The following is a 12,277-nucleotide window of genomic DNA, read 5'->3' on the forward strand; positions in this document are numbered from 1 at the left end:
CCAGCATCGAAACAACCAGAATTTATACGGTTTCAAGCGGTACGGAACACAAAAAAATGCTTTCCAAATTAAAACTGCTATGTTAAGAAAATAAAAAAACTACATATTGTAAATTATGTAGTGTTCTTTTGATAAATACATATTTATTATGCAATTTTTTATTTAAAAAAGCAATATGAGGGTCTCCAAAATTTGCAAAAAAACTGGTTTGCAAGTAAATTTATTGTTTTTACCTTTCAATATTTCTCTTTTTAATCTTCTATAATAAATAAATATTCGCTTTTTATCTCTTATTTACCGGGAAAAAACCACATAATTTACATTATGTAGTAAAGTTCCGGCGGGTATGACCTCGGGCCGGATTAAAAACACCAGAGAAAGCAGGGGCATCGTTTATGACTAATTTGAAAAAATGTACGCCTTTTGGAATGCAGGTAAAAATAGCGCTGATTAAAAACAACATGACGAATCAGGAATTGGCCCAAAAGCTGGGGTATACAAATTCTACGATTAGTGATGTTATTTTTGGACGGAATTTAAGCCAAAGAACAAAAGAGCGGATTGCTAAAGAATTGGGAATTGAGATCGAAATGGAGTAAAAAACGTTTTTCGATTCAACAAAGCAAGGGTTTACAGACAGGAAAGTCAGTTGGAAAAGATTGTTCTCTTTTTGCGGATAATTTTGTACGGCGGGCTTTTTTTGTTATAGCCAATATGGTTAATTGGAGGACAGCTATGAAGTTGCTTAGTTTATGGATAATAAATCGTTTGTGAATTTATCATAATCAAATTTGTGGAGCCACAACAGGAACTATACCAATAATATGCAAAATATCACTGTATTCCTTGCCTTTGAAAAAAATATATGCTTTTTGGCAGAACCTATATACTTCATCATCAACACCAAAATGCTCTGTAAAATAAGCGGGAGAATTTATATTTAATTCCATAGTTCCCTCCAAATCCCGATTTGTGGCGTTGTCCCACCCCTTATAAATCGGAATGTATCAAATCCATTGTATAAACGCCGTCTTATCTTCGCTATTATAGCCGGCATTTCGATAGAATTGTAATGTTGCATCTTTCTTGGAACCGGTTAACAGCATAAGCTTATAGCATTTCTCTGCTATCGCAATATCTTTCGCATAATTAAGACATATTGTGGCCAATCCTTTTTTCCTATATGCTTCATCTGTAATGACATTTTCTATAAATGCATATGGCTGCTGGTTGTGCGTTAGATTAGGAATAATTACACAGACACAGGAAGAGACTATTTTACCATCTTCCTCCACTACAATAATGTGATGATTATTGTCCTGTAAAATCTGATTCCAAAGTTTTGATAATTCGTCTGAATTTATAACGACTTCGCTGTTATGTAATTGTTCGTACAAATGAAGTAATCCGTTTAAATCGCTTTCCTTAACTTCTCTAACCATTGCCACAGAACCTCCTCCAATTTAACTTCGTTAATTTCTGTTCTCTATACATTTTACTACCATCTTTTGAATTTGTCTATGAATCCTCTGTTTTTGGAAACAGACGGAGCCCGCGCAGGGATTGGAAGGCGGAACTGTTACCTGACTTTCGCCCTCGAAAATAAAAAATCGCTAAATGCCCGTTTTATTTTGCCATTCTTTGCGATTTAATATTATATAAGCATTTTTATTACTGCGGATCAAACAGTTACATATTAAAAAAGGAGTTACAGAAGCCTTTGATAAAAAAATGCTGCTGAAGCGGCAGAATGTGAGGAAAAGAATGGAAGAAAAAATATTAATCGTGGATGACGCGGCATTTATCCGGCTTCTGATTAAGAATACATTAAAACGCGCCGGTTTCAGCCGCTTTTTAGAAGCTGAAAAAGGAAAAGAAGCGCTAGAACTGTATAAAAAAGAAAAGCCTGATCTCGTAATACTTGATATAACCATGGGAGGAATGTCCGGCCTAGAAGTATTAGAAGCCCTGATAAACATAGACCACCAAGCCCGCGTCATCATGTGCTCCTCAGTCGGAAAAGAAGAAATAGTCCAAAAAGCACTAAACCTAGGCGCCTGGTCTTTCCTGGTAAAACCCTTTAACCCAGAAACCCTGTCCCAATTGGTCCAGAACGCTTTTACCTAAGAATATCCCTTCACACCATACTCAATCTACCTGAATAAGCAGTTTGCTTTTCACCAGGCCAGCGAAAACCAGCATGGAATCGGGAGGCGGAACCGGGAGACGAAGGTTGAAGGGGCTGTCCGGGCCGGGGAAGGAAGATGCGGGCAAATGGGATCGTATGGAACCCCTTTAGTGCTGCCTCGTTCTGTCCTTACGGGCCTTAGCAGCACTTAGGGGCGAATCCCGAATCCCATTTGCCCGCATCTTCCTTCCCCGGCCCGGACAGCCCCTTCAACCTTCGTCTCCCGGTTCCGCCTCCCGATTCCATGCGTCCCCTCGCCAGTAAACGCTTATTCCCCCACCCCCATGCACCGCCCCAGGGCCTGCTGCATTTTTTGATAGGTCACCGGTTTTTTCCCAAACCAGGACAGACAAAGTCTGTACGCCTGTACTCCAAAATCCAGGTCGGAAAACCAGATGAATTTCTCATGCGGCAGATGGATGCTGGTGATGAGGTTCAGCCCGTCAACCCCATTCTGGGCAATGACGATTATGTCGGGTTCCGCCTGCCGGAGCATATCAAATAATTCTGGCCAGTTTTTACATCCTTTGGCCGATACCTCCTGGTTTTTCTGGGCGCAGAAACGCCTGACATATTCTAAAATCTCTTCCCGTTCCGCCGGGTCAGAGGTACAGACAATTATATTCCACATAGAATTCCTCCTTTCCGTATGGGGTTCGGGTTTCAAAAGGTCTTGCCCCTGCAAATTGTCTGAATTGTTTGTCAGGGTTCGGAATTAAGGACTCCTAAGACCGCCAAATTTTGCTAAAAGCGAGACGAAAATGCAGAACTCGCTGCGCTCAGACATGCTGTCATTTTCGTCTCAACGCTAAATCCGGCAGTCTAAGGATTCCTAAATTCCTGCACATGCAAACAATTCAGACAATTTGCAGGGGCAAGACCTTTTGAAACCCGAATCCGTATGATCCATTAATTTAACTTTAACATAGATGAAAAGACGGCGGTTTACAAGCGCCGGGCCTGAAAGTGACGTTTTTTGGCCTGAACTTACATTGCGGGAATCCAATTCTTCTTGTAAAATAGTCTTTAACAGGCAAATTGTTTGACGATGCGGGAGGGGGACTTCTGAGATGAAAGCCGCTATTATAGATGACCTTGCGATTTGCAGGGAGGAAATGCGTGAGAGTTTGAATCGCTATTTGGACGAAACTTATTCGGGGGACATGCCGGTGATCCGGGAGTTTGAAAGCGGGGAGGATTTTTTGTCCCATTTCAGGCCGGGGGACTATGACATTATTTTTATTGATCAGTATATGAATGGGTTATCCGGAATCAACACCGCCAAAAAAATCCGGGAAAAGGACGAGCTGGCAGCTCTTGTATTTGTCACTACCAGTCTCAGCCATGCCATAGACAGTTACGAGGTGAGGGCCTGCGGTTATCTGGTTAAACCATATACATATGAGAAATTCAGGAAAACCATGGAACTTACCCATCTGGAAAAGATACGAAGCGCCCGCTTTATCAGCGTAGAACAGAATAAGTTTTTGCTGCGGGAGATTCTCTGGTGTGACCGTGACGGACATTATATTCAGATACATACTGAAAAGAGGGGCATGTTCCGCTCCCGCATCCCTTTTGCGGAACTGACCGGGCTATTGGCGCCTTACCGGCAGTTTGTGAACTGCTATAAGAGCTGTATTGTCAATATGGACCGGGTGGAACAGGTGGACGGCCTGGATTTTTTGCTGGATACCGGTGACAGAGTTCCTTTTTCCGGGAGGAAAAAGAAAGAGATGGAAGAGCTTTTTGATGAGTATTTATTCTGGAGGGAAAGGGAGGATGAGATGGAATGATGAAGGTGATTGACACTTTGATGGTTATCGCATTTCCCCTTTTGGATTTTCTTCCCTTCAGTCTGCCCCAGTACTGGCTTTTTCGGGACAAGCTGAGGATTCCGTTCCGATATACGGTGATGGTGCTGTTTTCCCTTACGGTCATCAACTGCGCAGCTTTTTATGTGGTCAATCTGGGCGGATATGAAGCGGCGGCGCAGTGTACCACATTGATGCGCTACAGCTTTCTGTTGTTCTATATGACCTTGTCTTTTCTGTTTATCAAGGAGCGGTTCACTAAAGTGCTGTTTACCAATCTGCTGCTGATTGCCTGGGCCTTTTTCGTCTATGGCAATGCCAATTATATTGAAAGCCGTTACTTTTGGGATTTCTCCGACCGTCATCCGTACTTGATTTACAATATTGCCCGAGTGGTGATTTATCTGATAATCAGCCCGTTTATGCTCCGGTTTTTCTACCGGACCGTAGCCAGCGCCCTGAAAATTGAGGATAAATCCATATGGCGGTATCTGTGGGAGATTCCGCTGTTTTCCACGATGTTCGGAATGCTGTACTGTTTCACCGATGATGTTTATGCTTATGCCACACGGCAGTTTATCGTGTCCCGCTACCTTATGCTGTTCGGTACCTGCTATGTGTCCTATGTTGCGTTGAAAGTTCTGGAAATCTCCCGCAGCCGCACACAGTTAGAAGAGAAGCTGAAATATGCGGACCGGAGTCTGATGGCTCAGAAAAAGCAGTTTGACAGCCTTTCTGCCCACATGGATGAGATGAGGAAGGCCCGCCATGACCTGCGCCAGCATCTGACCGTGGTACAGTCCTATATTGACCGGGATGATAAGGCGGGACTGGCGGATTATCTGGACATTTACCAAAGTAAGCTTCCGCCCGATGTGACGGAATATTTCTGCAGAGACGACGTGGTAAATGCGGTTATCAGCTATTATGCGTCAATGGCGCGGGAGGCGGGAATCGAATTTATGTCGAAAGTCTCTTATCCCAAGGAATGTCCCATGTCCAGAACCGATATTACGGTACTTTTAGGAAATTTGCTGGAAAATGCCGTGGAGGCCTGTAAAAAGGAAAAGGACTGCCAAAAGTTTATTAAGCTCAGAGTGAAACAGAGGGGGCAGTCTTCACTGCTGATTCTGGTAGATAATACGTGCCGGACGCCGGTATCATTTAAAGACGGAACGCCTCTGTCCACCAAACGGGAAGGCGAGGGGATCGGCACCGCTTCGGTACGCGAAATTGCCGCCCGTTATGGGGGAACCGTGAAATTTGAACAGCGGGACGGCGTATTTTTCGCCTCTGTTTCATTGAAGACAGTTTAGGGAAAATATGAATGATAAAAAGCTCGAATTGTGTCGTAATTGTGTAAAACAGAGATTGCTTAATTGTATGAACTGGTATAAAATGGCCTTGAATCAGGTTGTTCATCATGCCTGATGTGCATTTTATCAGGAATTATGCGGTAGCAGTATTAATTGAGTTAGAATAAGGCTATCAAATAAATCACTGATAGATAAAGACCAAGAGATACAAAAGGAGGAAATGAGTATGTTTTGCCCAAATTGTGGAACAGAGCTTCCAGATGATTCCGTGTTCTGTGGAACTTGCGGACAGAGAGTAGACGAAGAGGCAGGTGGCGTACAGCAGCCATCAGGTTATGTGAATCAGCCGGTATATGAGGCAGAGCCGGCTCCGGTACAGAACAACAAGAAGAATGTTAAGCTGATCGGAGGTCTTGCGGCCGGAGCATTGGCATTGATCGTGATCGTGGTGATCGCGATGAAGGTTTTCGGAGGCGGAAGCTATACAAAGCCTTTGAATCAGGTATGCAAATTACTGAATAACAGAGATACTAAGATTGAAAAATACGTAGATGCGGTATGTCCTAAGTTCATGGTAAACGCGTATAACAATGGTGTCAGCCTCATGAGCGACATAGACGGATTTGACGAGGCTATGGACGAGGCCAAAGATGAATTAAGCGACGGATTTGACGATTTGAAGGAAATGTACGGAAAAGATTTCAAAGTGAAATACGAAATCCTGGATAAAGACAAGATGAGCAAGAGCGATCTTAAAAAGGTTAAAAGTTCCTATAAAAACCTTCGTTCTTATCTGGAATGGGTACAGGAAGACGGTAGATTTTACGGAGATATTGAGGATGAACTGGATTCCTCTACGCTTAAAAAATTCAATAAATTAGTGAATCAGCTTTCTGACGATTTAAAAGATATTGAGGTGACAGACGGATATACTCTGGAAGTTAATATCAGCATTGAAGGAAAAGAAGATGACGATGACCAGGATATTACGGTGAACGTAATTAAGGTTAACGGTAAGTGGTGTATCGATATAACTTCCGGTGATTTTAACATCGTTTCCAGCCTTTTGTGGTAGTAAAACCGGATGTAAATCAGCTTGTCGTAATACCGTTTACATGGTATACTTGAACCATTAAAAAAAGATTTTACACACAGGGGAAGTATGATGAGCGTGGTCGTAAAAGCTGGTTTCGAAAATCGAAAGGAGCAGAATACTGGTATTGTGATGACGCAAGCCATCACAATGCTGGATATTCGGGCTCTTTTTTTGATATCATAGCAAACGCCGGAGTCTGACTTGTCAGACTCCTTATTTATAAAAAGAATTTAGAAAACAGGGGGGAGTCCCGGTGAAAATGGGTTTCAAATTACTAAATAATCCATTCTATATAATAATCGGTGTAATAGTTATAATTGTTATCATAGCTCTCATAACCGTTTCGAAAACCGGAAAAAGGAAGAAGGAACAGCGCAGGCTTGCCATGGAAAAACTGCGGGAAGAAGCGTTGGACCGGGCTCTTGAAAATCCGGCTAAAAAGAAAGAGGTGAAAGAGAGAAAAGGTCTTCAGCGCCCTGTTGCGGTGGATTATGGACAGGATGAAAAAGCGCTGAAACGGGAAGCCCCGGCCCGCGGCAGATGTATGCTGGAGCTGACCGAGATCAATGAATTATCGACGAGAAAATATCTGCTGAACCCATCTGAAGTCATAAGGATCGGAAGGCAGTTTGATGTAAATACAATTGTGATCAATAATCAAAGCCTGTCGGAACGCCAGTGTGAGATTTTTCAGTACGGACAGGATTTATATATCAGAAACTGCCAAATGTCGGTTCCCACCATATTGCTTCGAAAGTCGGATTCCGTCATTGTAGATGAAAGAGGCATTAAAATACAGTCAGGAGACTGCATCAGCGCCGGTTCCGTCCGGTTAGAAGTTTCCATTATCAGAAATTGATGAGGAAAAGCCGTCTTTGCCTGCAGAATGGAGAAAAATATGAGTATTGTACTTTCCGTTTATAGTAAAAGCGCATTTAAAGAATTTGTACTGCCTGCAATTAATAATGATGATACCACCATCATAGTTGATAAGCGTTTGTTCCGGCTGCATCAGGATGTGGTTTTAAAGCTGGAAGTGATCGAAAACCGCTGGATGTTTGCCGGGAATCGCTATTCCATAAGCAGAGGAACAGAGCCGTACGGAAGGGAGCCGCTGCGAAACGATGACATTTTTCTGGTGAACACGCCCTATGAAGAACAGCTTTCCATTACGGTCAGCGAGCAGGAAAGCTCTTTCTGCGCCTATGAAAAATACCTGTTAAAAGACGGCATGGCGGTCACGGTGGGAAATAAACCGGAATCCATGATCCGCTACCAGTATCAGAAACTGGTTTCCCGTGACCATGCGGTTTTAAAGATGCAGGGTCATGTGCTCCGTTTGGAGGATACCAGCAGAAACGGCGTATTCGTCAACTCCGTCCGGGTGGTGGGCTCGGCCCAGCTTCATTTTGGGGACAGCGTGGATATCTTCGGGCTCAATATGGTCTGTCTGGGGGATATTCTGGCGGTCCGTCCCTGTAAAGCGTTGGAAATCAATCATGAACTGCTGAAGGTTTGGACTATGCCGGTCAAAGAGGTTTCAAAGCCTCAGGGACTGATCAAACGCGAGAAAGAATATTTTCACCGCGCGCCGAGAAATATCGAAAAGCTGGAAGACGAAGCGGTGGAGATCGAAGCGCCGCCAAGCCCTCAGGATATGGGGGAGACTCCCCTGGCGATGGTAATCGGGCCGGCCATGACTATGGCAATTCCCATGCTGTTAGGAAGCGGTCTGGCCATCTACAGCAGCCGGATGTCAGGCGGCAATACAAGCGCTTTTATGTATACGGGGCTGATCACAGCCGTATCGTCGGCCGTGATCGGAGCCGGATGGGCCATTGCCAATCTGCGCTATACGAAAGATCGAAAGAAGAAGGAAGAGCTGAAGCGGTTTGAGCGCTACAGCGAATATCTGATCAAATGTACGGATACCATCAGGGGAAAATATGAAAAAAATACCCGGATTTTAAATGAACAATACCCGTCGGCAGCGGTGTGCAGCGGATATGACAGCACAACCATGCAGCTTTGGAACAGAAACAGCAGCCATGGGGATTTCCTGACGGAGCGCTTGGGCATGGGGGATATTCCATTTCAGGTTCCCATCACCATTCCTAAGGAAAAATTTACGTTAATTAACGATTCCCTGGCCGATAAACCTAAATTCATTCAGGATAATTACAGCACTCTTCACGATGTTCCCATCTGCATGGATCTGTTAAAAGAGCATCTGATCGGCGTGATCGGCGGAGAGCATAAAAAGGGCGCAGTGGATGTGGTTTACAATCTGGTAACCCAGATAGCGGCTAACAACTCCTATACGGACGTAAAACTGGCGTTTATCTATGATAAAGCCCAGGGAATTGACGCGGACTGCTGGGAATTTGCCAGATGGCTGCCCCATGTGTGGTCGGAAGATAAGAAAACCCGTTATGTGGCGGGTACCAAATCGGATGCCAGCGACGTATTCTATGAACTGACAAAGGTATTCCGCTTCAGGTCCGAAGAGCAGGCCGGACGGAATAAAGAGACGGCGCCCAAGCCGTATTATATCCTGGTGATTGCAGAACCCTCCTTTTTGGAAGGCGAGCCTGCGGCAAAGTATATCTACGGAGGGGCGGGGAATCTTGGCCTGTCAACCATTCTGCTGGCGGAAAAATATGAGGACCTGCCCAATGCGGTCGAATGCATTATTCAAAATGACAGCTCCTTTGCCGGATTCTATAATGCGGCCAGCGATTATGCCAAACGGACGGCTGTCCGCTTTGACGAGATGAACCGGAATGCATTGGAGGCGCTTGCAAGGCGTCTCAGCAATATCGAAGTGAACGAAGTGGAGATCGGCGGCGAGATTCCGTCTTCACTGACATTTTTTGACATGTACGGAATTTCCGGCCTTAATGAGCTGAATGTGGCGGACCGCTGGAGAAAGAACAGAACCTTTGAGAATATGAGGGCTCTTGTGGGACAGAAAGCCGGAGGAGCGCCCTGTTATCTGGACGTTCATGAGAAATATCACGGGCCTCACGGTCTGGTGGCAGGAACCACAGGTTCCGGTAAGTCCGAAACCCTTCAGACCTATATGCTCTCCCTGGCCATTAATTTCAGCCCGGACGACATCGGATTTTTCATCATTGACTATAAAGGCGGCGGAATGGCAAACCTGTTTGCCGGACTTCCCCATCTGATCGGACAGATATCCAATCTGTCGGGAAATCAGGTTCACAGAGCCATGGTATCCATTAAAAGTGAGAACCGCAGGCGGCAGAGGATCTTTAACGAATACGGCGTCAACAATATTAACCTGTATACCAATCTGTATAAGAATAAAGAGGCCCAAATCCCCATTCCCCACATGTTCATCATCATCGATGAATTTGCAGAGCTGAAGCGGGAAGAACCGGATTTCATGCGGGAATTGATCAGCGTGGCTCAGGTAGGCCGAAGCCTTGGCGTCCACCTGATTCTGGCAACCCAGAAGCCCAGCGGAACGGTGGATGATAATATCTGGAGCAACTCCAAATTCCGCCTCTGCCTGAGAGTTCAGGACCGTCAGGACAGCATGGATATGCTGCATAAACCGGACGCGGCTTATCTCACCCAGGCGGGAAGATGCTATCTTCAGGTGGGAAATGATGAGCTGTATGAATTATTCCAGTCGGGATGGAGCGGAGCGTCCTATGACGCGGAACTTGGCAATGCGAAAAATGTGGTGGCAAAGATGATTTCCGAAACCGGAAAGACCGGAATCACCGGAAGCCATACGAAGATGAAGCGGAAAGAAGAGGTTCTGGAACGCTGGATTATCAAACTGATGGGCTATGCGAAAGAAGCTCTTGAAAAGACCGGCAGAAATATGGAAAAAGCGGTGGCTCTGATCTATCAGATGATGGAGAGGGATCATGTGGACTATGCTGTGAACGATTATAACACAAGGCGGCTGATGGATTTTACAGAGCTGTACGAAGATATCTGTATGGAAGCGGAGGAAGACAAAAAAGAACAGGCGGCCCGCATTGTGGCGGCTGCAAAACGCCTTGGAAAGAAGCTGCCGGAGCAGAAGGAGAAGACCCAGCTGGACGCTGTGGTGGAATACCTGAAAGAATCGGCTCAGCGGCTGGGATACCAAAACGATATCAAATTATGGCTTCCCGTTCTTCCTGAAACCATGTATTTGAAACAGCTTCCCGGATATGAAGAGGAAAGCTTTGACGGAAAAAGATGGCCGGAACAGGGCCACAGATGGAATCTTCAGGTTAAGATCGGACTTTATGACGATCCTGAGAACCAGGCTCAGAGCCCGCTTGTGGTGGATTTTGCAGAAGGCGGACACCATGCGGTCTGCGGTATGGTTATGAGCGGAAAGAGCACATTTTTACAGTCTCTGGCGTTTGCGCTGGTCAGCCGGTATACGCCTGATTATGTAAACCTGTATGCCATTGATTTCAGCAGCCGCATGATGTCCCCGTTTGAGGGGCTGGCCCATGTGGGCGGGATCATGTATGAAGGGGATATGGAGAAGATTTCCAAGTTCTTCACCATGATTTCCAGGATCTTATCAGAGCGCAAGCTTTTGTTTAAGGGCGGAAATTACAGCCAGTATGTGCAGGCTAACGGAGTGACCTGTCCGTCAATTATAGTGATGATAGACAGCTATGCGAATTTTAAGGAAAAAACGGAGAACCAATATGAAGACGTGCTGATCCAGCTGGCAAAAGAAGGGTCTGCCAACGGCATCTATCTGGTGCTTTCGGCGGCCGGATACAGTTCGTCGGAGATTCAGTCCAAGATCGGAGACAATATCCGCACCTCCATCTGTCTTGAAATGGCTGATAAATTCCAGTATGCGGACGCTTTAAAGACGATGCGGGTATCCGTGCTTCCGGAGTCCAATATCAAAGGGCGTGGCCTTGCAGTGGTGGACGGCAGCATTTTGGAATTCCAGACGGCTCTTTCCGTGGAAGCGGAAGACGATTACAAGCGTATGGAGGCCATTAAGGCGGTCTGTGAACGGATGAATACATGCTGGGATGGCAAACGGGCGAAGCCGGTTCCTGAGATTCCGGCGAAGCCGGTATGGTCAGAGTTCGCGGCTTTGGAAGATACCGTCAATGCGGCAGCGGATGACAGAACGCTTCCGATCGGATACAACATGGAGACGGCTGCGGTTTACGGCATTGATCTGAGCAGAATCTACTGTTACCTGATCTCAGGAAAAGCCAGAACCGGAAAAACAAACCTGATGAAGGTGATGATACGTTCGGCGGCTCTCAGGGGAGAGAAGATCTGGGTGATCGAATCGGGAGCGGAAGAGCTTCGCCAGACCGCAGAGGAAGCGGGGGCTGAGTATCTGGATTCCGATCAGAAAGTATATCATTTCTTTGAAAGCATTATTCCTTCCTTTAAGGCCAGAAACCAGCTGAAACGCCAGTGCGTAAGCGAGGAACTGGAAGAAGAGGCCATCTATGAACGGATGCAGGAGCATGAGAAGTACCATATCTTCATTGCCGATCTGAAGGGATTTGTAAACAGCATTTATAATCCGCAGCCGGGTGTGGCGTCCATGCACGGATTTGTGGAGAATATTACGGATAAAGGCGTGCTGCACAATGTATTTTTCTATGCCTGCTTTAACCAGGACGATATCAGGGATGTGGCGGGACGGAAGATTTATGAGAACTTTATCCGCATGAAAAATGGAATTCATCTGGGCGGTAAGGCCGATGAACAGAGAATTTTTGATTTTAACAGCCTGCCGTTTATGGAGCGCAGCAAAGCGATGAAGGCAGGAAGCGGTATGATTCCTTCTGAAGAGGGTGAAAAGCCTTGCAGAGTGGTGATACCTTTATCCAGGGGGTAAATG

The 12,277-nt window shown here is 45.6% G+C and carries 10 protein-coding genes; 7 read left to right on the forward strand and 3 right to left on the reverse strand.

The window, feature by feature from the left end; translation table 11 throughout:
* Window positions 1-395: 395 nt before the first annotated feature.
* Window positions 396-599: a helix-turn-helix transcriptional regulator gene (locus C0033_RS22860; RefSeq protein WP_103228207.1), complete on the forward strand. Its 204-nt coding sequence runs from the start codon at window positions 396-398 to the stop codon at window positions 597-599.
* A 186-nt stretch (window positions 600-785) separates the two neighbouring features.
* On the opposite strand, the gene C0033_RS27220 is transcribed toward C0033_RS22860, so the two are convergent.
* Entirely contained in the window at window positions 786-950 is a 165-nt protein-coding gene (locus C0033_RS27220) for a hypothetical protein (protein WP_180994710.1), read from the reverse strand.
* 57 nt (window positions 951-1,007) lie between these two features.
* Window positions 1,008-1,442, reverse strand: a complete 435-nt coding sequence (locus tag C0033_RS22865; RefSeq protein WP_103228208.1) for a GNAT family N-acetyltransferase — start codon at window positions 1,440-1,442, stop codon at window positions 1,008-1,010.
* Between the two features lie 322 nt (window positions 1,443-1,764).
* On the opposite strand from C0033_RS22865, the gene C0033_RS22870 reads away from it, so the two are divergent.
* Window positions 1,765-2,127 carry a response regulator gene (locus tag C0033_RS22870; RefSeq protein WP_103228290.1) on the forward strand — a complete coding sequence of 121 codons (363 nt, stop codon included), beginning with the start codon at window positions 1,765-1,767 and terminating at the stop codon, window positions 2,125-2,127.
* Window positions 2,128-2,456: 329 nt separating this feature from the next.
* Here the strand turns inward: C0033_RS22870 and C0033_RS22875 are convergent, their stop codons facing one another.
* The gene (locus C0033_RS22875; protein ID WP_103228209.1) at window positions 2,457-2,819 is read right to left on the reverse strand and encodes a hypothetical protein; all 363 of its coding nucleotides are present in this window, start codon (window positions 2,817-2,819) and stop codon (window positions 2,457-2,459) included.
* 439 nt (window positions 2,820-3,258) lie between these two features.
* Here C0033_RS22875 and C0033_RS22880 point away from each other — a divergent pair, with 439 nt between their 5' ends.
* The 5 genes from C0033_RS22880 to essC all read left to right on the forward strand — a co-directional run bounded on the left by C0033_RS22880 (window position 3,259) and on the right by essC (window position 12,274).
* The gene (locus C0033_RS22880) at window positions 3,259-3,984 is read left to right on the forward strand and encodes a LytTR family DNA-binding domain-containing protein (RefSeq protein WP_103228210.1); all 726 of its coding nucleotides are present in this window, start codon (window positions 3,259-3,261) and stop codon (window positions 3,982-3,984) included.
* Window positions 3,981-5,318 carry a sensor histidine kinase gene (locus tag C0033_RS22885; protein ID WP_242984491.1) on the forward strand — a complete coding sequence of 446 codons (1,338 nt, stop codon included), beginning with the start codon at window positions 3,981-3,983 and terminating at the stop codon, window positions 5,316-5,318. The genes C0033_RS22880 and C0033_RS22885 overlap by 4 nt, the downstream gene beginning before the upstream one ends.
* A gap of 226 nt (window positions 5,319-5,544) precedes the next feature.
* Window positions 5,545-6,393 carry a zinc ribbon domain-containing protein gene (locus C0033_RS22890; protein WP_180994711.1) on the forward strand — a complete coding sequence of 283 codons (849 nt, stop codon included), beginning with the start codon at window positions 5,545-5,547 and terminating at the stop codon, window positions 6,391-6,393.
* 406 nt (window positions 6,394-6,799) lie between these two features.
* Complete coding sequence (locus C0033_RS22895; RefSeq protein WP_146043765.1) at window positions 6,800-7,273, forward strand: FHA domain-containing protein; 474 nt, start codon at window positions 6,800-6,802, stop codon at window positions 7,271-7,273.
* A gap of 27 nt (window positions 7,274-7,300) precedes the next feature.
* The gene (gene essC / locus C0033_RS22900) at window positions 7,301-12,274 is read left to right on the forward strand and encodes a type VII secretion protein EssC (RefSeq protein ID WP_103228213.1); all 4,974 of its coding nucleotides are present in this window, start codon (window positions 7,301-7,303) and stop codon (window positions 12,272-12,274) included.
* Window positions 12,275-12,277 lie beyond the last annotated feature (3 nt).

Source organism: Clostridium sp. chh4-2, from assembly GCF_002899675.1.
Lineage (GTDB): Bacteria > Bacillota > Clostridia > Lachnospirales > Lachnospiraceae > CHH4-2.